This window comes from Cellulosimicrobium protaetiae (assembly GCF_009708005.2).
Taxonomy (GTDB): domain Bacteria; phylum Actinomycetota; class Actinomycetes; order Actinomycetales; family Cellulomonadaceae; genus Cellulosimicrobium; species Cellulosimicrobium protaetiae.
Map to the genome: position 1 here is coordinate 735,482 of NZ_CP052757.1, position 26,941 is coordinate 762,422.

General features: G+C 74.3%; 25 protein-coding genes and 1 pseudogene. 11 read left to right on the forward strand and 15 right to left on the reverse strand.

Features of this window, described 5'->3' with window-relative positions:
- Positions 1–62 precede the first annotated feature (62 nt).
- A complete protein-coding gene (locus tag FIC82_RS03190) occupies positions 63–350 on the forward strand; it encodes a FitA-like ribbon-helix-helix domain-containing protein (RefSeq protein WP_154797530.1) in 288 nt (95 codons plus the stop codon).
- Positions 347–775: a type II toxin-antitoxin system VapC family toxin gene (locus FIC82_RS03195; RefSeq protein ID WP_168731446.1), complete on the forward strand. Its 429-nt coding sequence runs from the start codon at positions 347–349 to the stop codon at positions 773–775. The genes FIC82_RS03190 and FIC82_RS03195 overlap by 4 nt, the downstream gene beginning before the upstream one ends.
- A 10-nt stretch (positions 776–785) precedes the next feature.
- Here FIC82_RS03195 and FIC82_RS03200 read toward each other — a convergent pair whose 3' ends face one another.
- Both FIC82_RS03200 and FIC82_RS03205 read right to left on the reverse strand, forming a co-directional pair.
- Positions 786–1,349, reverse strand: coding sequence for a GNAT family N-acetyltransferase (locus FIC82_RS03200; RefSeq protein WP_154797531.1), 564 nt, complete (start codon positions 1,347–1,349; stop codon positions 786–788).
- A 90-nt stretch (positions 1,350–1,439) separates the two neighbouring features.
- Entirely contained in the window at positions 1,440–2,390 is a 951-nt protein-coding gene (locus FIC82_RS03205; protein WP_168731447.1) for a helix-turn-helix transcriptional regulator, read from the reverse strand.
- A gap of 130 nt (positions 2,391–2,520) precedes the next feature.
- Between FIC82_RS03205 and FIC82_RS03210 the strand changes: the two genes are divergently transcribed.
- Positions 2,521–3,648: an epoxide hydrolase family protein gene (locus FIC82_RS03210; RefSeq protein ID WP_154797532.1), complete on the forward strand. Its 1,128-nt coding sequence runs from the start codon at positions 2,521–2,523 to the stop codon at positions 3,646–3,648.
- Between the two features lie 106 nt (positions 3,649–3,754).
- Positions 3,755–4,666, forward strand: coding sequence for a siderophore-interacting protein (locus FIC82_RS03215; RefSeq protein ID WP_168731448.1), 912 nt, complete (start codon positions 3,755–3,757; stop codon positions 4,664–4,666).
- 35 nt (positions 4,667–4,701) lie between these two features.
- Here FIC82_RS03215 and FIC82_RS21320 read toward each other — a convergent pair.
- Positions 4,702–4,875 (reverse strand): annotated as a pseudogene (locus FIC82_RS21320) (type II toxin-antitoxin system VapC family toxin); the annotation flags it as partial.
- Between the two features lie 83 nt (positions 4,876–4,958).
- Here FIC82_RS21320 and FIC82_RS03225 point away from each other — a divergent pair.
- On the forward strand, positions 4,959–6,020 hold the full coding sequence (locus tag FIC82_RS03225) for an NAD-dependent epimerase/dehydratase family protein (protein ID WP_154797534.1): 1,062 nt from the start codon (positions 4,959–4,961) through the stop codon (positions 6,018–6,020).
- Positions 6,021–6,181: 161 nt separating this feature from the next.
- Here FIC82_RS03225 and FIC82_RS03230 read toward each other — a convergent pair whose 3' ends face one another.
- The 8 genes from FIC82_RS03230 to FIC82_RS03265 form a co-directional block, all read right to left on the reverse strand.
- Complete coding sequence (locus FIC82_RS03230) at positions 6,182–7,282, reverse strand: LLM class flavin-dependent oxidoreductase (protein ID WP_154797535.1); 1,101 nt, start codon at positions 7,280–7,282, stop codon at positions 6,182–6,184.
- 230 nt (positions 7,283–7,512) lie between these two features.
- Positions 7,513–7,803 carry a DUF4190 domain-containing protein gene (locus tag FIC82_RS03235; RefSeq protein WP_154797536.1) on the reverse strand — a complete coding sequence of 97 codons (291 nt, stop codon included), beginning with the start codon at positions 7,801–7,803 and terminating at the stop codon, positions 7,513–7,515.
- A gap of 168 nt (positions 7,804–7,971) precedes the next feature.
- The gene (locus FIC82_RS03240) at positions 7,972–9,621 is read right to left on the reverse strand and encodes a bifunctional phosphatase PAP2/diacylglycerol kinase family protein (RefSeq protein ID WP_154797537.1); all 1,650 of its coding nucleotides are present in this window, start codon (positions 9,619–9,621) and stop codon (positions 7,972–7,974) included.
- Positions 9,622–9,737: 116 nt separating this feature from the next.
- Positions 9,738–10,238, reverse strand: a complete 501-nt coding sequence (locus FIC82_RS03245) for a hypothetical protein (protein ID WP_154797538.1) — start codon at positions 10,236–10,238, stop codon at positions 9,738–9,740.
- A gap of 104 nt (positions 10,239–10,342) precedes the next feature.
- Entirely contained in the window at positions 10,343–11,215 is an 873-nt protein-coding gene (locus tag FIC82_RS03250; protein ID WP_253691387.1) for a metal ABC transporter permease, read from the reverse strand.
- The gene (locus FIC82_RS03255; RefSeq protein ID WP_168731449.1) at positions 11,212–11,976 is read right to left on the reverse strand and encodes a metal ABC transporter ATP-binding protein; all 765 of its coding nucleotides are present in this window, start codon (positions 11,974–11,976) and stop codon (positions 11,212–11,214) included. The genes FIC82_RS03250 and FIC82_RS03255 overlap by 4 nt, the downstream gene beginning before the upstream one ends.
- The gene (locus FIC82_RS03260) at positions 11,973–12,923 is read right to left on the reverse strand and encodes a metal ABC transporter substrate-binding protein (protein WP_154797539.1); all 951 of its coding nucleotides are present in this window, start codon (positions 12,921–12,923) and stop codon (positions 11,973–11,975) included. Before FIC82_RS03260 ends, FIC82_RS03255 begins: the two co-directional genes overlap by 4 nt.
- 542 nt (positions 12,924–13,465) lie before the next feature.
- Complete coding sequence (locus FIC82_RS03265; RefSeq protein ID WP_154797540.1) at positions 13,466–14,269, reverse strand: IclR family transcriptional regulator; 804 nt, start codon at positions 14,267–14,269, stop codon at positions 13,466–13,468.
- Positions 14,270–14,303: 34 nt separating this feature from the next.
- Here FIC82_RS03265 and FIC82_RS21355 point away from each other — a divergent pair, with 34 nt between their 5' ends.
- From FIC82_RS21355 to hutI, 6 genes are all read left to right on the forward strand, one after another.
- Positions 14,304–14,867, forward strand: coding sequence for a helix-turn-helix transcriptional regulator (locus tag FIC82_RS21355; RefSeq protein ID WP_472843488.1), 564 nt, complete (start codon positions 14,304–14,306; stop codon positions 14,865–14,867).
- A gap of 10 nt (positions 14,868–14,877) precedes the next feature.
- Positions 14,878–15,288: a VOC family protein gene (locus tag FIC82_RS03275; RefSeq protein WP_154797542.1), complete on the forward strand. Its 411-nt coding sequence runs from the start codon at positions 14,878–14,880 to the stop codon at positions 15,286–15,288.
- A 366-nt stretch (positions 15,289–15,654) separates the two neighbouring features.
- On the forward strand, positions 15,655–18,039 hold the full coding sequence (locus FIC82_RS03280) for an ATP-binding cassette domain-containing protein (RefSeq protein ID WP_154797543.1): 2,385 nt from the start codon (positions 15,655–15,657) through the stop codon (positions 18,037–18,039).
- Between the two features lie 265 nt (positions 18,040–18,304).
- Positions 18,305–20,050, forward strand: coding sequence for a histidine ammonia-lyase (hutH, locus tag FIC82_RS03285; RefSeq protein WP_154797544.1), 1,746 nt, complete (start codon positions 18,305–18,307; stop codon positions 20,048–20,050).
- A gap of 40 nt (positions 20,051–20,090) precedes the next feature.
- On the forward strand, positions 20,091–21,767 hold the full coding sequence (gene hutU, locus FIC82_RS03290; protein WP_154797545.1) for a urocanate hydratase: 1,677 nt from the start codon (positions 20,091–20,093) through the stop codon (positions 21,765–21,767).
- A complete protein-coding gene (gene hutI / locus FIC82_RS03295; RefSeq protein ID WP_154797546.1) occupies positions 21,767–23,122 on the forward strand; it encodes an imidazolonepropionase in 1,356 nt (451 codons plus the stop codon). The genes hutU and hutI overlap by 1 nt, the downstream gene beginning before the upstream one ends.
- Before the next feature lie 84 nt (positions 23,123–23,206).
- On the opposite strand, the gene FIC82_RS03300 is transcribed toward hutI, so the two are convergent.
- The 4 genes from FIC82_RS03300 to FIC82_RS03315 are packed head-to-tail and all read right to left on the reverse strand — an operon-like array spanning position 23,207 to position 26,873.
- Positions 23,207–23,827, reverse strand: coding sequence for a response regulator (locus FIC82_RS03300; RefSeq protein ID WP_154797547.1), 621 nt, complete (start codon positions 23,825–23,827; stop codon positions 23,207–23,209).
- The gene (locus FIC82_RS03305) at positions 23,824–25,167 is read right to left on the reverse strand and encodes a sensor histidine kinase (RefSeq protein ID WP_216609974.1); all 1,344 of its coding nucleotides are present in this window, start codon (positions 25,165–25,167) and stop codon (positions 23,824–23,826) included. The genes FIC82_RS03300 and FIC82_RS03305 overlap by 4 nt, the downstream gene beginning before the upstream one ends.
- A 6-nt stretch (positions 25,168–25,173) precedes the next feature.
- On the reverse strand, positions 25,174–25,938 hold the full coding sequence (locus FIC82_RS03310; protein ID WP_216609975.1) for an ABC transporter permease: 765 nt from the start codon (positions 25,936–25,938) through the stop codon (positions 25,174–25,176).
- A complete protein-coding gene (locus tag FIC82_RS03315; RefSeq protein WP_154797549.1) occupies positions 25,938–26,873 on the reverse strand; it encodes an ABC transporter ATP-binding protein in 936 nt (311 codons plus the stop codon). Before FIC82_RS03315 ends, FIC82_RS03310 begins: the two co-directional genes overlap by 1 nt.
- Positions 26,874–26,941: the final 68 nt, after the last annotated feature.

Genomic DNA, 26,941 nt, shown 5'->3' on the forward strand with positions numbered 1-26,941 from the left:
GCGGGACGACCCTGGCGGACAGTGCTGTCATTTTGCTAGCATGGCTCTCGGAGGTGGTCGAGATGGCGACGCTGACGATCCGAGGGCTCGACGACGACGTGCGCGAACGGCTGCGCGCCCGGGCCGCAGAGCACGGCCGGTCCATGGAGGCGGAGATCCGCGCGATCCTCACGTCTGCGGTGACGGCACCGAGCGGGTTGGAACGCGGGCTCGGCACCTTCATCCACAGCTCGTTCGCCGACGCCGGGCTGACGGTCGAGCTCGACCTGCCCCCGCGCTCGGAGCACGGACGCGCCGTCGACTTCTCCGACGAGCCGGGCGGGTCGGACCGCGAGGTCGCGGACGCGTGATCGTCCTCGACACGAACGTGGTGTCCGAGGCGATTCGCCCGGTACCCGAGGCGCGCGTGCTCCGCTGGCTCGACGCGCAGGCTCCGGAGGCGTTGTGGATCACGGCCGTCACCGTCGGCGAGATCGTCCACGGCGTGGCCCGGCTCCCCGAGGGGCGGCGCCGGGACCGCCTCGCCGCGCTCATCGAGGAGCACGTCACCACGACCTTCTCGGACCGGGTGCTCGCGTACGACGCCGACGCCGCGCGCGTCGGTGGCACCCTCCTCGCGCTCCGCGAGCGAGCGGGGCGGCCTATGAGCATGGCCGACGCACAGATCGGCGCGATCTGCCGCGTGCACGGCGCGACGCTCGCGACGCGCAACGTCCGCGATTTCATCGGCACCGGCGTGGCCGTCGTCGACCCGTGGGGCACCGGGCCGTCCTGACCGGGCGCGCTCAGCCGAGCGCGCGGCGCATCACGACGCGCGGCACGCCGCCGCTGACGCCCGTGGTCGGGGCAGCACGCACGAACCCCGCCTTCTCGAACAGCGCGACGGTGCCGACGTACCCGGAGATCACGTCGACGCGCTCGCCGCCCGCGTCGACGGGGTAGCCCTCGACCGCGGGCGCGCCGTGCGCGGCGGCGTGCTCGACCGCGCCGGCGAGCAGGTCGTGCATCAGCCCCCGGCGCCGGTACCCGGCCCGGACGACGAAGCACACCGCGCTCCACGCGTCGAGGTCGTCGACGAACGGGATGGTCCGGGCGTTCATCAGCCGCCGGTAGGTGCTGCGCGGCGCGACCGAGCACCAGCCCGCGACCTCGCCGTCGACGTACGCGAGCACGCCCGGCCCGGGGTCGCTCTCGCACAGGCCGGCCATGAACGCGGGGCGGTCCTCGGCGCTGACGCGGCTGTCGCGGTAGGACATGCACCAGCACCCGCGCACCCCTGCCTTCCGCGGGCCCACCACGGTGGCGAAGTCGTCGTAGCGCCCGACGGCGGAGCGCACCTCCACGTCCATCCCGCCCACGCTAGGCGCGCCCACCCGCGGGCGAGCGCCGCCGTCGGGCCTCACGCCGGGGGTGGGGCGGGTGCAGACCGCCCCGACGAGTCAGTCGGGCGTCGCGCGGGCGTACCGGGCGGTGAGGGTGCGGACGTGGTCGACGAGAGCCTGCGGCTCCGTCACGTGGAAGTCGAGGCCGAGCATGCCGACCCACACCGCGACGACCTCGACGCTGTCGCCGCCGGTGACGAGGACGCAGCGGTCGTCGCCGAGCGGCTCGACGGTGCCGACCGTCGGGTTGATGCGCCGCAGCACCTCCTCGGCGGGCGCGTCGACGACGACCCGGGCGTGCACGGCCCACCCCGTGCGCGCGACCTCCCGCACGACGAACTCGGTCATGTCGCCGGGGAAGTCCACCGGCGTGAAGCGTCGCCCGCCGGGGACCCGCAGCACGAGCCAGTCGACGCGGTACGGAGCCCACGCGCCGGTCGCCGGGTCGCGCGCGACGAGGAACCAGCGGCGCTGCCACGCGACGAGGCGGTGCGGCTCGAGATCGATCGGCTCGTCCTGGTAGAAGCAGCGCAGGCCCTGGTGGTCGCGCACGGCGTCGGCGAGGGCGGTCAGCGTGTCCGGGTCGACGACCGGGTCCTCGACGTTCGAGTCGGTGTTCGCCGGCCCGGCGGCGCTCGCGGACCGCAGCGCGACGAGTCGGCGGCGCAGCCTCTCGGGCATGACCTGTTCGAGCTTGGCGAGCGCGGACGCCCCGGACTCCTCGAAGCCCGCGGTGCCGGTCGCGGCTCGCAGCCCGACGGCGACCGCGACGGCCTCGGCGTCGTCGAGCAGGAGCGGGGGGAGCCGCGCGCCGGCGCCCAGCCGGTACCGACCGCCCGGGCCGCGCACGGCGTCCACGGGGTAGCCGAGCTCGCGCAGCCGGGCGACGTCGTTGCGGACGGTGCGGTCCGTGACGTCGAGGCGCGCGGCGAGCTCGGCGCCCGACCAGTCGGGCCGCGACTGGAGCAGGCCGAGCAGCGTGAGCATGCGGGCCGAGGTGGAGGCCACGAGGTCTCCCCGAGGGTCGTCGGAAGAAGATCAGAACCCGGTCAGAATAACGGAAACAACTGTTCCTGAACCCTCCCTAGAGTCGGTACCAGAGCAGGGCACGAGGCCCCGCCCGACCGAGGAGGCAATCATGAGCAGCACGACCCTCGAGCACCGCCCGTTCTCCGTCGCCGTCCCGCAGGCCGACCTCGACGACCTGCGCGAGCGCCTCGAGCGGACCCGCTTCGCGCCGGCCGCACCCGGCGACTCCTGGGACTACGGCACGCCCGAGTTCTACCTGCGCGACATGGTCGGACGCTGGACGGCGTTCGACTGGCGCGCCGTCGAGGACCGGGTGAACGCCTACCCGGGCTTCCGTACCGAGATCGAGGGCCAGCCGATCCACTACCTGCACGTGCGGTCGCAGCACGAGGACGCGACCCCGCTCCTTCTCGCGCACACGTACCCCGGGTCGTTCCTCGACTTCCTCGACATGATCGACCCGCTCGTCGACCCCGTCGCGCACGGCGGCCGGCCCGAGGACGCGTTCCACCTCGTCATCCCGTCCATGCCGGGCTTCGGGTTCTCCACGCCCGTCGTCGGCGACGCCGACTGGACGATGGCGCGCGTCGCCCGCGCCTACGACACGCTCATGCGCGACCTCGGCTACGCGTCCTACGGGACCCACGGCAGCGACGGCGGCGCGCTGGTCTCGCGCGAGCTCGCGATCCTCGACCCGGAGGGGTTCCGTGGCGCCCACGTGCTCCAGCTCTTCTCCTTCCCGTCCGGTGCGCCGGGCGAGATGGACGGCTTCGGGGAGAAGGAGTTCGCGGCGCTCGGCCACCTCCAGTGGTTCCAGTCCGTGGGCGCCTACAACACGATGAACGCGTCCCGGCCGCAGACCATGGCCGCGGGTCTCGCCGACTCGCCCGTCGCCGTCCTCGCGTACCACGAGCTGTTCGAGAGCTTCGGCAACGGGACGAGCCTCGTGAGCGCCGACCAGGTGCTCGCCCAGGCGACGCTCTACTGGCTGACCAACTCCTACGCGACCGCCGCGCGGTACCACTACGCGGAGCAGCGCTCCGGCGCCGAGCCGGTCGTGAGCCAGGGCCGCATCGGCGTGGCCGTCTTCGCCGACGACTTCCAGACGATCCGCGCCTTCGCCGAGCGCGACAACGCCCGGATCGAGCACTGGTCCGAGTTCCCCCGCGGCGGCCACTACGCGTCGCTCGAGGTCCCCCTGGACGTCGTGGCCGACCTCCGGGAGTTCTTCGCCTGACATGCCTCCCACGTCGAGAACGGCGTGACGCGCCCTCGACCACGACGTCGCTGTCGTCATCGGCCGGATGACGACAGCGGCGTCGTGCTCGGCGCAGAATGGGGCGGTGTTCGACCGACCCGTGACCCGACTCGATCTCGTCCCGCGCCGCGTCCGCGTGCACGCCGTGCAGAAGACGTCCGGCGCGCTGCGGCGCATCACGTTCCGCGACGCCGTCCCGCTCGTGCCCGACGGCGACCGGCCGGTCGGCCCAGACACCGACGGGCCGGGCGAGACCTCGCTCGCGACGCTGCGCGCCCCGGGCCCGGACGACCACGTCAAGGTCTTCCTGCCCGACCCGGCGACCGGGCTCCTCCACGCTCCGACGCTGACCGCTGACGGCGCGCTCCAGCGCCCGACCGGTGTGGTCTCCATCTCGCGCGAACTGACGGTCCGGGCGACGCGGACCGTCGATGGTGTCGCCGAGGTCGACGTCGACTGGGTGCTGCACGGCGGCGCCGACCCGGGCGCGCCGCCCACCGGGGACGGTGGGCCCGCCTCGGCGTGGGCAGCGCGCGCGACCGAGGGCGACGAGGTCGTGCTCGCGGGCCCGACGACGAGCCGCGCCGTGCCGGACGGCGTCGCGCGGCTGCTGCTCGTCGGGGACGAGGCCGGGCTGCCCGCGCTCGCGTGCTGGGTCGACGCCGTCGGGCCGGACGTGCCGGTGACGGCGATCGTCGAGGTCGGCGACGACGTGGACGAGGCCTTCGTCGAGGACGAGCTCGGGCGCGCGACGGTCGAGATCCTCTACCGCACCGACGGGCCGGGTCAGCTCGCCGAGGCGGTGCGCGCCCTGGGCCCGCTCGACGCCGGCGAGCTCGTGTTCGGCGCCGGCGAGGCGACCGACCTCGCACAGGTGCGCCGCGACCTGCGGCGGGGCGGCGCACGTCCCGACCAGCTCGCCCTCCACGGCTACTGGCGCCGCGGCGTCGTCAACCTCGACCCCGACGCACCCCTGGACCCGACCGACCCCGACTGAGCGGGGGCCCGGTGCGTGCGCGCCCGGGGACCGGGTCAGTCGCCGTGGAGCACGTCCACGTCGAGCCCGCGGCCGGCGACGTCGAGCCGCGCGTCGTTCGTCCACAGGGCCGTGCACCCGTGCACCTGCGCGGCGGCGAGGTGGAGCGCGTCGGGCGTGCGGAGCGACGAGGCGGCGCAGAGACGCGCGGCGCGTTCGAAGACGGCGGCGTCGAGCGGAACGTCCGCGCGCCGGTCGTCTGCCCGCGGCGTAACGGGCTGCGGACGGACCGGTGGGACGGGAGGGTAGGGCCATGACCCGTCTCCTGGTCCTCGGCGGCTCCGACTTCGTGGGGCGCGCCGTCGTCGACGACGCGCTCGCCCGCGGCTGGGACGTCACCGTCCTCAACCGCGGCAGCACCCCCGTGCCCGACGGCGTCCGGCAGCTCGTCGGGGACCGCACCCGGGCGGACGGCCTGGACGCCCTGCGCGCGCCGGGTGCGCACGACGCGTGGGACGCCGTCGTGGACACGTGGTCGTGGGCGCCCGCCGCGGTGCGCGACGCGGCCCGGCTGCTCGCGGACCGGATCCCCGACGACGGCCGGTACGTCTACGTGTCCTCGCGCTCGGTCTACCCGTTCCCGCCCGCGCGCGGTGCCGACGAGTCCGCGGCGCTCGTCGACGGCGACCCCGACGACACGACCCACGACGACTACGCCCGTGCCAAGCGGGGCGCGGAGATCGCCGCGGTGGAGGCGCTCGGCGACCGCGCGATCCTGCTGCGCGCCGGGCTGATCCTCGGCCCGCGCGAGAACGTCGGCCGCCTGCCGTGGTGGCTGCGGCGCGTCGTGCGGGGCGGGCCGGTGCTCGCGCCCGGGCCGGCGGACCTCCCGTTGCAGTACGTCGACGCGCGCGACCTCGCGGCGTTCGCGCTCGACGTCTCGACGAACCCGGCGCGCGCGTCCGGGCCGGTCGACGTCGTCAGCGCCCCGGGCCACACGACCATGGGCGGGCTGCTCGCCGCGTGCGTCGCCGTGACGGCCGACGACGCCGCCGCGGCCGGGAACCCGCCCGCCGAGCTCGTGTGGGTCGAGCCGGAGGTCGTGCTCGCCGCCGGGATCGAGCCGTGGAGCCAGCTCCCGGTGTGGCTCCCGCCCGGCGAGCTGCACGACGCGCTGCACGGGTCGGACACGTCGCTCGCGTACGAGCTCGGGCTCCGCCCCCGGGACGTGCGCGAGACCGTGCGCGACACCTGGACGTGGCTCCGCGCGCTCGACGCCGCGGGCGAGGCGACGCCGCAGCGCGCGGACCGCCCCGCCGTCGGGCTCCCGCCGGACCTCGAGGCCGCAGCGCTCGCCGCAGCCGCCACCGGCTGACCCGCCGATCTCACAGCCGACCCGCCGACCGCCAACCCGCGACCGCCGCCGAACACGACCTCACCCGCTGTCGATGAGGGCCGGTATGAGCCGGATTACGGCCCTCATGTCGTGTTCGACGCGGGGTTGGGCGGGGCGGGCTGGGCGGGGGCGCGGGGGGCTCAGCTTTCCGCGAGGAGCTCGCGGACGCGCGGGATGACCTGCGTGCCGTAGAGCTCGATGCTGCGGAGCATGGCCGAGTGGGGGAGCGTGCCGGTCGAGTACTTGAGGTCGAACCGGCCCGCACCGAGGAGTCGGACCGTGCGGGCGATCTTGCGCGCGACCGTCTCGGGCGAGCCGACGTAGAGCGACCCGTCGCGCACGTCGTGGGCGAAGCGCCCGCGGTGGTACGCGGGCCAGCCGCGCTCGCGGCCGATGCGGTTGTTCATCGCCGCGAAGTGCTCGTAGACCTCCTCCTGAGCCTGCTCGTCCGTGTCGGCGACGTGGCCCGGCGAGTGCACGCCGACCGGCAGCACCGGGTTGCCGAGCTCCTCGACGGCACGGTGGTAGAGGTCCACGTAGGGACGGAACCGCTCGGGCTCCCCGCCGATGATCGCGAGCATGAGGCCGAGCCCGTGCCGCGCGGTCCGCACGACCGACTCGGGCGACCCGCCCACGCCGACCCAGGTCCGCAGCCGCCCGCTCTCCGTCTTGGGCCAGACCTCTTGGTCGGCGAGCCCGGCGCGCGTCGTGCCCGACCACGTGACCGGACCCTCGTCGAGCAGGTGGACGAACAGGTCGAGCTTCTCCTCGAACAGCACCTCGTAGTCCGCGAGGTCGTAGCCGAACAGCGGGAACGACTCGATGAACGACCCGCGCCCGAGGATCACCTCCGCCCGCCCGTCGGACAGCGCGTCGAGCGTCGAGAACCGCTCGAACACGCGCACCGGGTCGTCCGAGCTGAGCACGGTCACCGCGGACCCGAGCCGGATGCGCGACGTCCGCGTCGCGATCCCCGCGAGCACGACCTCCGGCGCGCTGATCGCGAAGTCCGCGCGGTGGTGCTCCCCGACACCGAAGAAGTCGACCCCGACCTGGTCCGCGAGGACCGCCTCCTCGACGACGTCGCGGATCGTGCGCGCCCCGCTGAGCAGCGCACCGTCCGGGCCTGCGGTCACGTCGCCGAACGTGTCGAGGCCGAGCTCGACCGTCGTGGGGTCCGACGGCGGCCCTGCGGTCGTGCCCTCGGGTCCGGCGGGGGTCGGGGGAGTCGTGTCGGTCATCGTCTGCTCCTGCGGTCGGTCGACCGTCGGCGGACCGGTGCTCTCACCGGCGGCGCGGTCGTGCGCCGTCTCAACCGTGCCCGGCCGTGGGATCTTCCGCGACCGGTCCGGGCGGGCCAGGGGGACGGGGCCCGCAGCGGCCCGTGGGTCGCACGGGTCACGACGACGGCCGCCGCCCCGGCAGGGGCAGCGGCCGTCTCAGCGTCACACCGCCGGGCGGCGCGACGACGTCAGTAGGTCGAGACCGACGCGGAGAACGCGCCCGCGGCGATCGCGATGATGACGAACAGCAGGTACAGCCCGAGGAAGATCGAGCTGAGGATGACGCCCCACTTCGCGAGCTGGTTGTCGAAGCCGGCTGCCTTGCTCTTGTTGCGCGCGATGATGCTGAAGATGAGGCCGAGGAGCGGGCCGATGAACGCGAAGACGAAGCCGACGATGCCCAGGGTCTTGCCCGGGTCCTCGATCGGGGCGGCGTAGCCGGCGGGTGCCTGCGGGGCGGCGGGGTACTGCTGGGTCATGGTCGTTCTGCTTTCTGGTGGGGCCGACGATGTCGAGTCCGGACGGGGCGCGGGCGATACCGCCCGCGCGACTGCGGGCCTCATTGTGGGGCATGCCGTCTGTGTCTGAACAGGGGGAGTTCTCCCCGATGTCCGTGAAAAGACGACAAAAGGTACAGGGGTGACTTCCTACCCGTCGGTCGGGTCGCTCGGGGCGTAGAGACGCACCGCGCCGGGCCGCATCGTGAGACGGACGACGACCGGACCGGCACCCCCGACCCCGTCGAGCGACAGCGTCTCGCCGTCGTGCGCGAGCACCACCGGAGGCGACGCCTCCGCCTCGGGCGACGCCCCGTCGTCGGGCACCGGACGGTCGTCCGGACCGACCACCGCGCCCCGCGCCGGGAACCGGAGCTCGAGCGAGGGGACCGCCGTCGCGTCGACGACGAGGTGCCGTCGCACGCCCGGGACCCGGCGCGCGAGGCGCGTCCCCGTGTCGCCCGCTGCGACCTCGACGAACGTGCGCAGCCGGCTCGCTCGCCGCTCGGCCCGCGCCGTGCGGACGTCGAGCACCCCGTCGTCGAGCCGCCGCCGCTCGACCGGGGCGAGGCTCTGCGGGTAGTAGCGGTTGACCCCGGCGAAGAGCGACCAGTACTCGCCCTCGTTCCCGTCGACCTCCATCCGCACGCGGTGGGCCCGACGCAGCACCCGCGCCGCGGCCAGGACCGCCGCCGGCCACCTGCCGAGGCGGTGCTCGTGCTTCTCGCGCTCCGTGACCAGTTCCGGGTAGACCCCCGCCGAGAAGGTGTTGAGCACGGTCCTCGGCGGCCCGTCCTGCCCGTCGACCTCGAGGTCCGCGACGTCGATCGTCACGCCCGAGCCCGTGCGCACGGCCGCGATCGTGGCGCCCATCGAGGTGAGGTCGGCGGCCCGTGCGAAGTGGTTCAGGGTGCCCCCAGGGAAGACGGCGAGCGGCAGGTCGTGCGCGCGGGCCGCCGCCGCGGCGGTGGAGACGGTCCCGTCGCCGCCGCTGATCCCGAGCGCCCGGGCGCCCCGCCCGGCAGCCTCGTCGAAGAGGTGCCGGAGGTCGTCGCCCTCACCGAGCACGTGCACCTCGGCACGCGGCAGATCCGCCCGCAGTGCGGCGACGGGGTCCTCCTTGAGCAGACGGCCCGATCCCGCCGCCGGGTTGACGACGACGAACAGCCCCACGCCGTCGTCGAGCGCCGGGACGACGGCGGGCGGCCCGGCGGGCACGTCCGGGCCCCGCTCGGCGCGATCGGGCACGAGGGCCCGGCCGGCGAGCGCCACACCCGCTCCGAGCGCGGCGCCCGCGGCGACGTCGGAGAACCAGTGCGAGCCGGTGTGGAGCCGCGAGTACACGACCGCGCCCGCCAGCGGGGCGAGGGCGAGGCCCAGCGTGGGCCACTCGATCGCGACGCCCGTGACGAACGCTGCTGCCGAGGCCGAGTGGCCGGACGGGAACGACGGCGACGTCGGTGGGTCGGCGAGCCGTCGCCACAGGGGCAGCGGCTCGAGCGACGGGCGCTCGCCGCCGAACACGGTCTTGCCGACGACGTTCGCCAGGAGGCTCGAGACGAGCAGCGAGCCGTAGCCGCGCAGCGCCGCCTCCCGTCCGCGCCGGCCCGTCGTGGCGATCCCCAGGGCCGTCCCGACCCACAGGACGCTGTGGTCGGCCGCCGCGGACAGCCGTGAGAGCGCGGCGTCCGCGCGGGGGCCGAGCGCTCGACGGTTGGTCCAGTCGTTGATCGCGCGGTCGAGCCGGGCGACGCCGGGGAACGCCTCGTGCGGCTTGACGATCCCGGTGACTCGAGGCATCTGGCCATCGTAGGAAGCGTCGTCACGGAGGGCGCGTCGGCAGCCGAACTCCGCGAGATCGGCCTCACCGTCGTGGAGCCGACCCTCGAGGGCGGTCTCGGGAGAGCGGGGTGGGGTCAGACCCCGGCGCGGGTCGTCTCGCCGCGGAGGACGTCGATGTGCGCCTGCAGGCGCTCGAGCGCGACGGCGACGCCCTCACCGGCGTCGTGCGCGAGGTCGGTCACGTGGCGGAGGTGGGCGGACGCCGCGTCGAGGGCGACCTGCGCGTCGGCCAGAGCGACGGCGGCCCGGCCGTCCGCGGCCTCGTCGCCGTCGGTCGCGCGGTCGAGCGCGGAGCGGGCCTCGTCGGTCGCGGCCTGGACGGACTCGACGGCGTCGAGCACGTCGTTGCGGAGCACCGGGGGGAGTGCGGGGAGCTGGTCGTGGACGCGGTCGAGGTCGTCACCGATGGTCTCGGTCTGCACCTGCGCGTCGGCGATGAGCTGCTGCACCTCGGCCGCGGTGGCCGTCGTACCGAGCGGGAGCATCATGGCGAGGGCGAGCAGGCTCGCTGCGGCGAACCGGGCGGACGTCCTGGTCCGCTGCGGCCCGCACTGGTCGCTCGTCCTCGCTGACATGCCCCCAAGTCTGGTGGGTGTTCCTGAGAAGCACCAGGGAATCGGGCCCGAGTTCATGGAGATTTCGCACACAGCGCACGTGGGCGACGTGTCCGACCCTTCGCTCAGACCCGGACGCGGCGACGACGTCGTGCCGCGGCGACGCGGGAACCGATCAGGCCGTGGCGCGGGCTGAACAGGTACGCGAGCGCGAACGCGATGCCGAGCGCGACGACGACCGTGCCACCCGAGGCCGTGTCGAGGTAGTAGCTCACGTAGATGCCCACGACCCCGCACACCGCCGCGACGAGCGGCGAGATCCACAGCATGCGGGAGAACCGGTCGGTGAGCAGGTAGGCCGTCGCGCCGGGAGTGATGAGCAGCGCGACGACGAGCACGACGCCGACCGCCTGGAGCGCGACGACGACGGTCAGCGCGAGCAGGCCGAGCAGCAGCGCACCGAGCCGCCGCGGCGACAGCCCGATCGCGTGCGCGTGCGTCGGGTCGAACGCGTAGAGCGTGAGGTCGCGCCGCTTGAGGACGACGACCGCCAGCGTCACCGCGCCGAGGACCAGCACCTGCACCAGGTCCGCGCGCGACACCCCGAGGAGGTTGCCGAACAGGATGTGGTTGAGGTCCGTCTGGCTCGGCGTCACGGAGATGAGCACGAGGCCCAGCGCGAACAGCGTGGTGAACACGACCCCGATCGCGGCGTCCTCCTTGACGCGTGACGTGTCCCGGACCGCGCCGATGAGCAGGACGGCGAGCAGCCCGAACACGAGCGCCCCGAGCGCGAACGGCGCTCCCACCACGTACGCGAGCACGACGCCGGGCAGCACGGCGTGCGAGACGGCGTCGCCCATGAGCGACCAGCCGACGAGCACGAGCCAGCACGACAGCACGCCGCACACGATCCCCGCGGTGACCGTGACCGCGAGGGCCGTGCGCAGGAACTCGAACGACAGCGGCTCGGTGAGCACGGCGAGGAGGTCGGTCACGGGGCCACCTCCACGCCGAACGCGAGCGCGAGGTTCTCGGGCCGCAGGACCTCCTCGGGCGTCGAGTGCAGCAGGACGCGCTGCTGGAGCAGCACAGCCTCGTCCGCGAGGGCGGGCAGGGCGTGCAGGTCGTGGGTCGAGACGAGCACGGTCGCACCACCGGCGGCGAGCTCGCGCAGCAGCGCGGTGATCGTCGCCTCGGTGCGCTTGTCGACGCCCGCGAACGGCTCGTCGAGCAGCAGGATCGTGGCCCCCTGCGCGAGCCCGCGCGCGACGAACGCGCGCTTGCGCTGCCCGCCCGAGAGCGCGCCGATCTGCCGGTCGGCGAGGTCCGTCAGCTCGACGCGCTCGAGCGCGTGCGCGACCGCCTCGCGGTCGGCGGGGCGTGTGCGCCGCGTGAACCCCTGGTAGCCGTAGCGCCCGGTCATGACGACGTCGCGCACGCTCAGCGGGAACGCCCAGTCGACGTCCTCGCTCTGCGGCACGTACCCCACGGCCTGGGCGCGCCGGGCGCGCGCGGGCGGTGCGCCGTCGACCAGCACGGTGCCGCGGTCCGGGCGGACCATGCCCATGACCGCCTTGAACAGCGTCGACTTCCCCGAGCCGTTCATCCCGACCAGCCCGCACACGGTCCCCGGTCCGTGCGCCGACCCCAGGGCGAGGGTCGCGCCGTCGAGCGCGAGGACGTCGCCGTAGTGGACGGTGAGGTCGCGCACGTCGATCGCGGGCGTGCCCGACGGCGCGCGCTCGCCCGCGCTCACGCGTCGCCCTCGGTCGCGCCGGTGAGGCCCGCCACGATCGTGTCGACGTCGTGCCGGAGGAGGTCGAGGTACGTCGGCACGGGGCCGTCGGGCTCGGAGAGCGAGTCGACGTAGAGCGTGCCGCCGAACGCCGCACCGGACTCCAGCGCGACCTGGCGCATCGCCTTGTCCGAGACGGTGGACTCGCAGAACACCGCCGGGACGTCGTTCTCCTCGACGAACTCGATGGTGCCCGCGACGGACTGCGGTGTCGCCTGCTGCTCGGCGTTGACGGCCCACAGGTACTGCTCGGTGAGGCCGGCGTCACGGGCGAGGTAGGAGAACGCGCCCTCGCACGAGACGAGCGCGCGGTGGTTCTCGGGAAGGGTGTCGAGCGCGGTCGTCAGCTCGTCGTGGACGGTCGCGAGCTCGGCCGAGTACGCCGCGGCGTTCGCCGCGTAGTCGTCGGCGTGCGCCGGGTCGAGCTCGGCGAACGCGTCGGCCATGTTCTGCGCGTAGAGCTGTCCGTTCACGGGCGACATCCACGCGTGCGGGTTGTCCTCGCCCTGGTACTCCTCGGCGGTGTCGTCGCCGAGCGCGATCGGCTCCACGCCCTCGCTCACGACGACGTGCGGCACGTCCAGCCCGTCGACGAACCGCCCGAACCACGCCTCGAGCCCCATGCCGTTGTCGAGGATCAGGTCCGCGTCCGCCGCCCTGCGGAGGTCTCCCGGCGTCGGCTCGTAACCGTGGATCTCTGCCCCGACCTTCGTGATCGACTCGACCCGGAGGTGCTCGCCCGCGACGTTCTGCGCCATGTCCGCGAGCACGGTGAACGTCGTGAGCACGACCGGCCGCCCGTCGTCGACGGTGGTCTCGCCGCCCGCGTCCGTCCCGGCGGAGCACCCGGCGAGCGTCAGCGCGACGACGCCCGCCGCGACGGTCAGGAGCGGCGCCCGGGCATGCATTCCGGCATCCGGGAATCAAAGTTCGGCACACCGAAGAATCTAGTCCGGACGCCCTCCTCGCGCAACGCCCCGAGGCACCCCCCGGGTCCGCCGAGGTAGAACCCTGGTCCCGCGAGATTGAACCGTGGTCGCGCGAGATAGAACCTCGGTCCGCTGAGGTAGAACCGTGGTTGTGCGAGATCGAACCGTGGTCATGCCCGACGGCGGACCGTGGTACCTGTCGAAAGGCGCGAGGCTGTGTCGATCGGATGGGCGACGCGGGGTGGTTCAGCGGGGCGGCCGATCCCGCGCGGCTGGGACGCCGCGGAACGGACGACGCGGGGGTCAGCACGGGTGGGCGAAGACCAGGGCGAGACGACGCCGGGCGGGGTGGGTGGTGGTGCCGCGTCGTGGCGGGCCTGGCGGGAGCCGCGAGGAACGAGCGGCGGATGGTAGACGCGGCACCACCACCCACCCCGACCACCCAACGCGACCACACGCCGTCGGGCACGACCACGGTTCTACTTCGGCGGACCGAGGTTCTATCTCGCGGGACCAGGGTTCTACCTCGGCGGACCGGGGGGCTGCTTCGGGGGAACGGGGTGCTCCCTCGCGCCGAGGCGGCGGCTCACCTCGGTGGCGGCGCGGCCGACGGCGGCGGCGAGCTCGGCGCGTCGGGCGGGCGGGGCGTCGTCAGCCCAGAACGTGAGGGCGATGCCGGCCACCGGGAGGCCGGTGTGGTCCACCGCCGCGTGGGCGACGGACGCGAGTCCGGGGGTGACCTCGCCGTCCTCCTCGGCCCAGCCGCGCTGTCGGACGCCGCGCAGGACCTCGCGCAGCGCGCCCAGGGACTGCGGCCCGACGCCGGTCCGGTCGGCGAACGCGGCGGCGCTGGGGAAGAGGGCGCGGACCTGGGCGGCGGGCAGGCCCGCGAGGACCGCACGCCCGCTCGCGGTGAGGTGGGCGGGGAGGCGGACGTCGACGTCGGTCACGAGCGTGGGGCGGCGCGGTGCGCGCTGCTCGACGAGGTAGAGGACCTCGCGCCCGTTGAGGACGGCGAGGTGGGCGCTCTCTCCCGTCGACTCGACGAGGCGTGCGACGACGGGTCGCGCGAGGCGGGCGAGCGGTGCCTGCCGCGCGTAGGCGGAGCCGAGCGCGAGGGACGCCGTCCCGAGCCCGTAGCGGTGCTCCTCCGGCAGGTGGGTCACGAACCCCTCGTCCACGAGGACGGACAGCAGGTGGTAGACGGTCGACCGGGGGAGCCCGAGGCCCTGCGCGACGGCGGCCGCGGGCGACGGGCCGGCCTGGGCGGCGAGGTAGGTGAGCACGCGGACGGCCTGGCGCGCGGCGGGGACGTCGCTCGGCATGGAGACCACGGTAGGGCCGTGGCACGATCGAGGCGTGACGACCCTGCCCGACGACCAGCGCCTGCGCGACCTCGCGCGGCTGCGGAGCGTGCGCGACCGGATCGACCGCGAGTACGCGCAACCGCTCGACGTCGCGGCGCTCGCGGCCGGCGTGCACGTGTCGGCCGGGCACCTGAGCCGGGAGTTCAAGGCCGCGTACGGGGAGTCGGTGTACGCGTACCTCATGACGCGACGCATCGAGCGCGCGAAGGCGCTGCTGCGGCGTGGTGACCTGAGCGTCACGGACGTGTGCTTCGCGGTCGGGTGCTCGTCGCTGGGGACGTTCAGCACGCGCTTCACCGAGCTCGTGGGAGTGCCGCCGAGCGTGTACCGACGTCGGGCGGCCGAGTCCGACGCCGCGGCACGGTCGAGCACGGAGCTTCGCGCGACCGCCACGGCGGGGACGGGCCCCAGGGCCGCGGACGTCGTGTCCGGCAGGGTTCCGGCCGCCGGGCAGGACCCGGGTGCCGAGCGGCTGGACGGGATACCGGCGTGCGTCGCGCGGCGCGTCACGCGACCGGTCAGGAATCGAGAAGCGCGCTCCGGGCGACCGTCCTAGCGTCGTTCGCATGAACCTCACCATCAACTCCAGCTTCCTGCCCCAGACCGACCCCGACGCCTCGCTGGCCTTCTACCGCGACGTCCTCGGCTTCGAGATCCGCAACGACGTCGGCTACGAGGGGATGCGGTGGATCACCGTGGGCCCGGCCGACCAGCCGGACACCGCGATCGTGCTGCACCCGCCGGCCGCGACGCCGGGTCTCAGCGACGGGGACAAGCGCGCGCTCCTGGAGATCGTCGCGAAGGGCGCCTACTTCGGGGTGAACCTCGCGACGGCGGACGTCGACGAGACGTTCGCCCGGATCGAGGCCGCGGGGGCGGAGGTCGTGCAGGAGCCGATCGACCAGCCGTACGGCGTGCGCGACTGCGCGTTCCGCGACCCGGCGGGCAACGAGATCCGCATCCAGCAGCGGTCCTGAGCCCACGACGTCGGAGGACGACGACGAGCATCGGCGGCAGCGCGTCGCCGCGGAGCAGCCCCGCATCGCGCGGTACCAGGACAGTGCCGGGCGCCAGTACCCGCTCGTACGACGCACGCCGCGGTGACTCCCGTCAGACGGTGCATGCCCCGATGAGTCCTGCCCGCGCGGCCGGTCCCGACACCCGGGACGGCCGCGCGGGCGCAAAGCACGCGCCGTCGCGACCGTCGATCGGGCAGACTGCACGCAGCCGACCCGGTCGGTCCGCGCGTCGCCGCGTGGTGCGGCGGCTCGCCGGCACGACGCTCGGCCCGGTACGACGCTCGACAGGACGACCCGACCCGACGCCCTACCCGAGGAGACATCATGAGCACGGCAACGACGACTCAGGCGCGGGCCACGGAGCGGCGCGACGCGGACGGGCACGACGTCATCCGCGTCCAGGGGGCGCGGTCGAACAACCTGCAGGACGTGAGCGTCGAGATCCCCAAGCGGCGCCTCACGGTGTTCACGGGGGTCTCCGGGTCCGGCAAGAGCTCGCTCGTGTTCGACACGATCGCGGCGGAGTCGCAGCGCCTCATCAACGAGACGTACCCGGCGTTCCTGCAGGGCTTCATGCCGACGCTCGACCGCCCGGACGTCGACGTCCTCGACGGGCTCACGACGGCGATCGTCGTGGACCAGGAGCGCCTGGGGGCGAACCCGCGTTCCACCGTGGGCACGGTGACCGACGCCAACGCGATCCTGCGGGTCCTGTTCAGCCGGTTCGGGGAGCCGCAGATCGGGCCTCCGCCCGCGTTCTCGTTCAACGTCCCGGCCCGCAAGGCGAGCGGCATCATGACGTCCGCGACGGGCGAGAAGACGATCGTGCGCAACGCGATCTACCACGGCGGCATGTGCCCGCGGTGCGAGGGTCGCGGCTCCGTCTCGGACCTCGACCTCACCGAGATCTTCGACGACTCGAAGTCCCTGCTCGACGGCGCGATCAAGGTCCCGGGGTACACGGCCGACGGCTGGATGGTGCGCGGGTTCGTCGAGTCCGGGTTCTTCCCGGGCGACAAGCCGGTCCGCGAGTTCACCGAGAAGCAGCTCCAGGACTTCCTCTACAAGGAGCCCACCAAGATCAAGGCGGCGGGCATCAACCTCACGTACGAGGGCCTGATCCCCAAGATCCAGAAGTCGATGTTCTCCAAGGACGTCGACTCGCTCCAGCCGCACGTCCGGGCGTTCGTCGAGCGCGCGGCGACGTTCGCGGCGTGCCCCGACTGCGGCGGGACGCGGCTCTCGGAGTCGGCGCGCTCGTCGAAGATCCGCGGCGTCAACATCGCGGACCTGTGCGCGATGCAGATCACCGACCTGGCCGCCTGGATCAGGGACCTCGACGACCCGGACATGGCACCCGTCGTCAACGCGCTCGGCCACAACCTCGCGTCGTTCGTCGAGCTCGGGCTGGGGTACCTCAGCCTCGACCGGCCGTCGGGCACGCTGTCGGGCGGCGAGTCGCAGCGCATCAAGATGCTGCGTCACCTCGGGTCGTCGCTCACGGACGTCACGTACGTCTTCGACGAGCCGACGATCGGCCTGCACCCGCACGACATCGACCGCATGAACGGCCTCCTGCTCCAGCTGCGCGACAAGGGCAACACGGTCCTCGTCGTCGAGCACAAGCCGGAGACGATCACGATCGCCGACCACGTCGTCGACCTCGGGCCGGGCGCGGGGACGGCCGGCGGGCACGTGACGTTCGAGGGCACGGTGGACGGGCTCCGGGCGAGCGACACCGTGACGGGCCGCCACCTCGACGACCGGGCGACGCTCAAGGACGAGGTGCGGTCGCCGTCGGGCGCGCTGGAGGTGCGTGGCGCGGACGCGCACAACCTCCAGGACGTCGACGTCGACATCCCGCTCGGCGTGCTCGTCGTCGTGACGGGCGTGGCCGGGTCGGGCAAGAGCTCCCTGATCGAGGGCTCGGTGTCGCGGCGCGAGGACGTCGTGACGATCGACCAGGGCGCGGTGCGGGGGTCGCGCCGCAGCAACCCCGCGACGTACACGGGGCTGCTGGAGCCCATCCGCAAGGCGTTCGCCAAGGCCAACGGGGTCAAGCCCGCGCTGTTCAGCGCGAACTCCGAGGGCGCGTGCCCCGAGTGCAAGGGCGCGGGCGTCATCTACACCGAGCTCGGCTTCATGGAGACCGTCTCGACCCCGTGCGAGGACTGCGGGGGCCGGCGGTTCCAGGCCGCGGTGCTCGACTACACGCTCGGCGGCCTGAACATCGCCGACGTGCTCGACCTCCCGGTCTCGAAGGCGCGCGAGTTCTTCTCCGCGGGTGAGTCCAAGGTGCCCGCCGCGAAGGCGATCCTCGAGCGGCTCGACGACGTCGGCCTCGGGTACGTGAGCCTCGGCCAGCCGCTCACCACGCTGTCCGGCGGCGAGCGCCAGCGCCTCAAGCTCGCGACGCACCTGGGCGACAAGGGCGGCGTGATCGTCCTCGACGAGCCGACGACGGGCCTGCACCTCGCCGACGTGCAGAACCTCCTCGGCCTGCTCGACCGGATCGTCGACTCCGGCAAGTCCGTGATCGTCATCGAGCACCACCAGGCGGTCATGGCGCACGCGGACTGGATCGTCGACCTCGGCCCGGGCGCCGGGCACGACGGCGGTCGCGTCGTCTTCGAGGGCACCCCGGCCGACCTCGTGGCGGCCCGGTCCACGCTCACGGGCGAGCACCTGGCGTCGTACGTCGGCGCCTGAAGCCCGCTCACCCGCCCACACCCCAACCACCCCCCGCCCGTCGCCGAACAGGCGATCGTGGCGCGTCCTGGTCGACGGACGCGCCACGAGCGCCTGCTCGGCCGGCCAGGATCGCCTGGTCGGCGGCAGCGGGGGGTCTCCGTGCGGCGGGGGGCGGCGGGGCGGGGGGCGGGGGGTGGCGAGGATCCCGTGCTTGTCTGGGATCCCAGACTGAACTCGCGCCGGCAGGCTCCCGGTACGCCCGGCTGCGGTGTGTGCTGGCGGCATGGCAGCGACGACGCACTCCCCGGCCGCCCCCGGCCGGCCCGGTCCGGGCGCCCTCACCCCCCGCACACCGACACCAGCCGACCCCGGCACGACGGCGGGGCTCGCGCGCGACCCCGCCCGTGCCACGCGTGTGGTCGTCGTGGGCGACGGCCCGTTGACGATCGACGACGTGGTCGACGTCGCGCGCCACGACGCGCGCGTCCGGCTGGCCGACGCGGCGCTCGACGCGATGGCCGCGAGCCGCGCCGTCGTCGAGGGGCTCGCGGACGACGACCGCCCGCACTACGGCGTCTCGACCGGGTTCGGCGCGCTCGCCCGCCGCCACATCCCGGTCGAGCGGCGTGCGCAGCTCCAGCTCAGCCTCGTGCGGTCGCACGCGGCGGGGTCGGGGGCCGAGGTCGAGCGCGAGGTCGTGAGGGCGCTCCAGCTCCTGCGGCTCGCGACCCTGGCGACCGGGCGGACCGGGGCGCGCCCCGTCGTCGCACAGACGTACGCCGCGATGCTCGACGCCGGGATCACCCCCGTGGTGCGCGAGTTCGGCTCGCTCGGCTGCTCGGGCGACCTCGCGCCGCTCGCACACGTGGCGCTCGCTGCGCTCGGGGAGGGCGAGGTACGGGACGCCACGGGCGCGCTGCGACCCGCGGCCGACGCGCTCGACGAGGCCGGGATCGCTCCGCTCGTGCTGCGCGAGAAGGAGGGGCTCGCGCTCATCAACGGCACCGACGGCATGCTCGGCATGCTGTGCCTCGCGCTCCACGACCTCCGGTCCCTGCTCACGACCGCCGACGTCGCGGCCGCCGCGAGCGTCGAGGCGTTGCTCGGCTCGGACGCGCCGTTCGCGGCGGACCTCGTGGCGATGCGACCGCACCCCGGCCAGGCGGCGTCGGCCGCGAACCTGCGCGCCCTGCTCGACGGCTCGCCCGTCGTCGCGAGCCACCGCACGCTCGACCCCCAGGGCCGCCCGGAGTGCACGCGCGTGCAGGACGCGTACTCGCTGCGGTGCGCGCCCCAGGTCCACGGCGCGGCGCGCGACACGCTCGACCACGCGGCCGTCGTCGCGCGCCGCGAGCTCGCGTCGGCGATCGACAACCCGGTCGTCACCCTGGACGGGCGCGTCGAGTCGAACGGCAACTTCCACGGCGCCCCGGTCGCGTACGTGCTCGACTTCCTCGCGATCGCCGCGGCCGACGTCGCGAGCATGAGCGAGCGCCGCACCGACCGGTTCCTCGACAAGGCCCGCAACGAGGGTCTGCCGCCGTTCCTCGCCGACGACCCGGGTGTCGACTCCGGCCTGATGATCGCGCAGTACACCGCGGCGGGGATCGTCTCGGAGCTCAAGCGCCTCGCGGTGCCGGCGAGCGTCGACTCGATCCCGTCGTCGGCGATGCAGGAGGACCACGTCTCGATGGGGTGGGCCGGGGCGCGCAAGCTCCGCCGCGCCGTCGACGGCCTCGGCCGCGTCCTGGCCATCGAGCTCCTCACGGCCACGCGCGCCCTCGACCTGCGCTGCGCCCCCGACCGGTCAGCCCGCCACGGGACCCCGGACCCGTCCGCTGCGGACAGCTCGGTGATCGCGCTGGCGCCCGCGCGGGGGACCGGAGCCGTGCGGGACCTCGTCCGCACCGTCGTCGACGGTCCCGGCCCGGACCGCTACCTCTCGCCCGACATCGAGGCCGTGTCCCACCTCGTCACGAGCGGGGCCGTGGCCGCGGCGGCGAGCGCCGCCGTCGGGCACCTGGCCTGACCCCCGACCGCCCGACCTCACCCCGAAGGAGCGAGACGCCATGGCCCACGAGCCGACCCACCGACTCGGCACCCCCGTGCCCGTCCGCGCGCCGCGCGGCACGACCCTCACCGCGCGGTCGTGGCAGACCGAGGCGCCGCTGCGGATGCTCATGAACAACCTCGACCCGGAGGTCGCGGAGCGCCCTGACGACCTCGTCGTCTACGGCGGCACCGGCCGCGCGGCCCGTGACTGGCCGAGCTACCACGCCATCGTCCGCACGCTCACGACGCTGGCCGACGACGAGACGCTCCTCGTGCAGTCGGGCAAGCCCGTCGGGGTGCTGCGGACGCAGGAGTGGGCACCGCGCGTCCTGCTCGCGAACAGCAACCTCGTGGGGGACTGGGCGACGTGGCCCGAGTTCCGGCGTCTCGAGGCGATGGGCCTGACGATGTACGGGCAGATGACGGCCGGGTCGTGGATCTACATCGGCGCGCAGGGCATCCTCCAGGGCACGTACGAGACGCTCGCCGCGGTCGCCGCGAAGCGGTTCGGAGGCACGCTCGCCGGGACGCTCACCCTCACCGGCGGGTGCGGCGGGATGGGTGGCGCCCAGCCGCTCGCGGTGACGCTCAACGGCGGTGCGTGCCTCGTGGTCGACGTCGACCGGTCGCGCCTCGACCGCCGCGTCCGCGAGCGGTACCTCGACGTGGTCGCCGACGACCTCGACGCCGCGGTGCGGCTCGTCGAGGACGCGCGGCGCGAGCGCCGGGCGCTGTCGGTGGGGGTCGAGGGGAACAGCGCGGCGGTCGTGCCGGAGCTGCTGCGGCGCGGGGTCGAGGTCGACGTCGTCACGGACCAGACGTCGGCGCACGACCCGCTGTCGTACCTGCCGGTCGGGGTGTCGGTCGACGAGTGGGCCGACTATGCCGCCGCGAAGCCCGACGAGTTCACCGACCGCGCGCGCGAGTCCATGGCGCGGCACGTCGAGGGCATGGTCGGGTTCCTGGATGCGGGCGCCGAGGTGTTCGACTACGGCAACTCGATCCGTGATGAGGCCCGCCGCGGCGGGTACGACCGCGCGTTCGACTTCCCCGGGTTCGTGCCCGCGTACATCCGGCCGCTGTTCGCGCAGGGCAAGGGGCCGTTCCGGTGGGCCGCGCTGTCCGGCGACCCGCGCGACATCGCCGCGACCGACGCCGCCGTCCTCGACCTGTTCGACGACGACCACCTCCACCGCTGGATCCGCGCCGCCCAGGAGCGGGTCGCGTTCCAGGGTCTGCCCGCGCGCATCTGCTGGCTCGGGCACGGCGAGCGCGACCGCGCGGGCCTCGCGTTCAACGACCTCGTGGCGTCAGGCGCCGTCAGCGCGCCGGTCGTCATCGGTCGAGACCACCTCGACGCCGGGTCCGTCGCGTCGCCGTACCGCGAGACGGAGGCCATGGCCGACGGCTCCGACGCGATCGCCGACTGGCCGCTGCTCAACGCGCTGACCGCCGCGTCGTCGGGCGCGACGTGGGTCTCGATCCACCATGGCGGCGGCGTCGGCATGGGCCGGTCGATCCACGCGGGCCAGGTGTCCGTCGCGGACGGCACGCCGCTCGCCGCGGCGAAGCTCGCGCGCGTGCTGTCCAACGACCCGGGCCTCGGCGTGCTGCGCCACGTCGACGCCGGCTACGACGACGCGGTCACGGCGGCAGAGCGCGGCGGCCTCCGCGTCCCGACGCGGGAGTCCTGATGGACCACCCCTCGGCGCCAACCCCGGGGTCGTTCCCCACGGAGGGCCGGTCCTGGGGAGAGACCCCGGGCTCGGCAGCGTCCGGGAGGGGAGCGATCCCGGGTCCGGCGGGCGGGTCGACGCTCCTCACCGGGATCGGGGAGCTGACGACGAACGTGCCCGGCGGGCCCGGGACGCGCGAGGGCGACCCGACCGGGCTGGTGACGGACGCCGTCGTGCTGCTCGACGGCGGCCGGGTCGCCTGGACGGGTCCCGCCCGCGAGGTGCGCGACGCCGTCGGGCGCGCGCTGGGTGGGCGCGCGCCCGACGCCACCGTCGACGCGGGCGGGCGCGCCGTGATCCCGGGCTTCGTCGACTCGCACACCCACCTCCTGTTCGCGGGCGCCCGCGCCGCCGAGTTCGAGGCGCGCATGGCCGGGCGCCCGTACGAGGCCGGCGGCATCCGGTCCACCGTCGCGGCGACGCGCGCGGCGTCCGACGACGCGCTCCGGGCCGGTCTGGCCCGGCACCTCGACGAGGCGGCGCGGCAGGGCACGACCACGGTCGAGGTGAAGAGCGGGTACGGGCTCACGGTCGCCGACGAGGAGCGCGCCGCGCGGCTCGCGCGCGAGGTCACGCCGGAGGTGACGTTCCTCGGGGCCCACGTGGTGCCCGCCGAGTACGCGGGCCGCGCGGACGAGTACGTCGACCTCGTGCGCGGCGACATGCTCGCCGCGTGCGCCCCGTACGCGCGGTGGGTCGACGTGTTCTGCGAGACCGGCGCGTTCACGCCGGAGCAGTCGCGCCGGGTCCTCGAGGCCGGGGCCGCCGCGGGACTCGGCGTGCGCGTCCACGCGAACCAGCTCGGCCCGGGCGAGGGCGTGCGCCTCGCCGTCGCGCTGGGCGCGGCCGCCGTCGACCACTGCACCTACCTCACCGACGACGACGTCGCGGCGCTCGCGGGCTCGTGGTCGGGGGCGGCGGGCGCAGCGCCCGGGACCGTGGCGACCCTGCTCCCCGGTGTGGAGTTCTCCACGCGGCAGCCCTACCCGGACGCACGGCGCCTGCTCGACGCGGGCGCCGTCGTCGCGCTCGCGAGCGACTGCAACCCCGGGTCGAGCTACACGTCGTCGATGCCGCTGTGCGTCGCGCTCGCGGTGCGCGAGATGCGGATGACCGTGGCCGAGGCGGTGTGGTCCGCGACCGCGGGCGGGGCGCTCGCCCTGCGCCGGGACGACGTCGGGCACCTCGCCCCGGGTGCGCGGGCCGACGTCGTGCTGCTCGACGCCCCGAGCCGCGTCCACCTCGCGTACCGCCCGGGCGTCCCGCTCGTCGGGGCGGTCTGGAAGGACGGCGTCCGCCTCCCGCCGAGGTAGAGCCCCCGGTTCTTCGAGGGAGAGCCCCGGGGGGCCGAGGGAGAGACCCTGGTCGTGCCCGACGGGGGTGCGTTCGCCCGGCGGTCAGGTGAGCAGGCGGCGGCGGTACCCCTCGGCGACCGCCGAGGCCCGGTCGCGGACACCGAGCTTGTCGTAGACGTGCTGCAGGTGGGTCTTGATGCTCGCCTCGCCGATGAACAACGCCGCCGCGGCCTCCCGGTTCGAGCTGCCGTTCGCGACCAGCTGCAGCACCTGCTTCTCCCGGTCGGTCAGGGTCCCGGCGCCCGGCCGCCGGACCTGTCCCATGAGGTGCTGCGTCACCGACGGCGCGAGCACGGACTCCCCGCGCGCCGCGGCGCGGACCGCTCGCATGAGGTCGTCGGGGAGCGCGTCCTTCAGCAGGTAGCCGGTCGCGCCCGCCTCGATCGCGGGCAGCACGTCGCTCTCGCTGTCGAAGGTGGTCAGGATCAGCACGCGGGCGTCCGGAGCCCGGGCGCGCAGAGCAGCGGTCGCCGTGACGCCGTCCGTCCCGGGCATGCGCAGGTCCATGAGCACGACGTCCGCGGCCAGCTCGGTCGCGCGCTCGACGCCCTCGGCGCCGTCGCCGGCCTCGCCGACCACGACGATGTCCTCGGCCCCCGCGAAGGTGTCGCGCAGACCGCCCCGCACGACCGGGTGGTCGTCGACGATCACGACTCGGATCATCGGTCGATCATCCCTTCTGTACCCGTCCCGCCGGGAGCGATCGCCGGGACGCGCGCGCTGACGGACGTCCCCTCTCCCGGTGCGCTCTGCACCTCGACGTGCCCACCGACCCCGCGGATGCGCTGGCGCATGCTCGTCAGGCCGAAGCCGGTGCCGTCCTGCCTCCCGAAGCCGCGTCCGTCGTCCCGCACGTCGAGCAGCACCTCGGCGCCGGTGTACGACAGCGTGACGCCCACGCGGGTGGCTCCCGCGTGCTTCGCCACGTTCGTGAGCGACTCCTGCGCGACGCGGAACAGGGACACCTCGATCGCCGGGCTCAGGGGCTCGCGGTCGCCCGTGACCTCGACCTGCGCGCTGATCCCCTGGTCCTGGGACCACCGCTCGGTCAACGTGCGCAGCGCGTCGGGGAGGTGCGCCCGCCCCAGCTCCTGGGGAGCGAGCGCCTGCACGGACCGCCGCGCCTCGGTCAGGCTGCTGCGTGCGAGCCGCAGCGCACGCGCCACCTGCTCCCGCGCCTCGCCCCGCACGTCCGCGGAACGCTCCGCCGCCTGGAGCTGCGTGATGATGCCGGCGAGCCCCTGGGCGAGCGTGTCGTGGATCTCCCCGGCCAGCCGTTGCCGCTCGTCCTGGGCCCCGGACTCCCGCGCCTGCGCGACGAGCTGCGCGTGGAGCCCCGCGTTCTCGTGCAGCGCCTCCTCGAGGCGCTCGACGAGCTCCTCCCGCTTGCGCTCCTCCGGCTCGCTCCGAGCCGTCAGCAGGATGCCCGCCCCGATCGCCGCGGTCTGCACGGCGACGATGAGGAGGAACTCGCCGAGCACCTCCGGGCTCGGGTCGTCCCACACGTGCATCGCCGCGCCGTTGAGGACCACGGAGGTCGCCAGGACCCCGAGCACCCCCACGGGCCACGGCCGGAGCAGGTACGCCTGGAAGAAGCCCGAGATGGTGAAGACGAGGAACACCTCGGAGTAGGTCATGAGGACGACGCACAGCGTCAGCAGCCCGACGAGGTAGAGGCTCGCGGGCACGGGCCGCAGCGTCCTCCTCCGCAGCGGCAGCGTCTGCCCGACCAGCACCCACAGCGCCGAGGCCGCCACCAGCCCCAGCACGGGGGCACCCTCGGGCCAGAAGGGCTCTCCCGACCCCGTGAGCTCCTGCGACAGGTAGATCACCGTCGAGGTCGTCAGGAGCAGCCACGGGGCGACCAGCTGCAGGAGGTCCCAGACCCGGAGCTGCTCCGCCCTCCAGGCCAGCCGCGAGCGGTGCACGTTCTCGGCGTCCTCCGCGACCGCTGAGCCGGGCGCGCCGACGCCGGGGTGGCCGGTCCCCGAGTCCCGCATCATCGACACCTACTCCCAGCGGAAGAGCTTCGCGGCGATCGCGGTCGTGATCACGGCGATGGCCGCCATTATGGCAATCTGCAGCCAGAACGGCTGCCCGCCGGCCGCGGCGGTGACCTCCCCCGCCGCGGGGGACCACGCCGCGGTGAGCGCCTGCAGCCCGGGCGGGACGAACTCTCCGACGGTGCGCAGCGCGTCGGGCATGACGGCACGGGGGAGGAAGGCCCCGCCGAAGAACATCAGCGCGATGAAGAGGACGGTGCCGACCTGGTTCGCGGCGCTGCTCGTGCGGACCACGGCCGCGGAGACCAGGCCGATCCCGAGGAGTGCCGCATAGCCGACGACGAACGCGGCGACGAACTCCAACGGCCGCTCGGGCGGCGCGATGCCCAGCACCGCCCACGCGGCGAGGACCAGGAGCGTCGCCGAGACCACCACGGAGGCGAACGCGACGGTCATCTGCGCGAGCAGGACGTTGCGCGGGTGCGCAGGAGTGGTCGACAGCCTGCGCAGGATGCCGCGCTCGCGATACGTCGCGATCACCGACGGGACGTGCTGCACGGCGATCATCACCATCCCGAACACCAGGGCGGTCGGCGCCCACACGTCGACGGACCGGAGCCCGTCGGTCCCCGATATCGGCTCCTGGAGAGCGGGCACGGAGCCCAGCCCGAGCAGGAGCGCCGTCGGGAAGAGCACACCGAAGACGACGGTGGCGGAGTCACGGAGGAAGAGCTTCGTCTCGACCTCGACCAGCTGCAGACCGGCGTGCATCAGCGAGCCCTCCGCTCGGAGGGCGACGGCGATGCCGGGACACGTCCCGTCAGGGCCACGAACGCGTCGTCGAGGGTGCGCTGGGCGACGCGGAGGTCCTCCGCCACGACCTGCTCCCGGGCGAGAGCTCCTGCGACGCTGCTCAGGAGCTGTCCCTCCCCGGTGACGAGCCAGCGGTCGTCGACGACCTCGACCCGGGTCACCTCGGGAAGGGCGGTCAGGACGCTCTCGTCCAGCGGCCGGCTCGCGCGGAACCGGATCTGCTGCCCGGCGCTCGCCTGCGCGATCAGTCCTGCCGGTGTGCCCACGGCCGCGACGCGGCCGCCGTCGACGACGGCGACCCGGTCGCTGAGGCGCTCCGCCTCGTCCATGAAGTGCGTGACGAGGAGGACCGTCACGCCCGCGTCACGGACCCGCTCGACGAGGTCCCAGGTGTCGCGCCTCGCCTGCGGGTCGAGCCCCGTCGTGAGCTCGTCGAGGATCGCGACCTTCGGGTTGCCGACCAGGGCGACCGCGATCGAGAGCCGCTGCTTCTGCCCGCCGGAGAGCGCCTTGTACCGGGTGCCGCGCTTCTCGGCGAGCCCGAGCATCTCCAGGAGCTCGCGCGGGTCGGCCGGTCGCCGGTAGAAGGAGGCGTAGAGGTCGAGCGCCTCGGCGACCGTGATCGCGTCGGGGAAGCTGCTCTCCTGGAGCTGCACCCCGAGTCGTTCACGCACCTGGGCCCGGTCCGTGGTGGGGTCGAACCCCAGCACGGAGATCGAGCCCGAGTCGGGTGTGCGCAGGCCCGCGATGCTCTCGACCGTCGTCGTCTTGCCGGCGCCGTTCGGCCCGATGATGCCGAAGATCTCCCCCTCCTCGACGTCGAAGGAGACGTCGTCGACGGCGACGTGCCGCCCGTAGCGCTTGTGCAGGTGTCGTACTTCCAACGCGTTCATGCTGCGAGGCTAGGGACGGGTCGTGCCGTGCCACATCGACCGTGGCTGTGGCGGTGCGGTGGACTCGC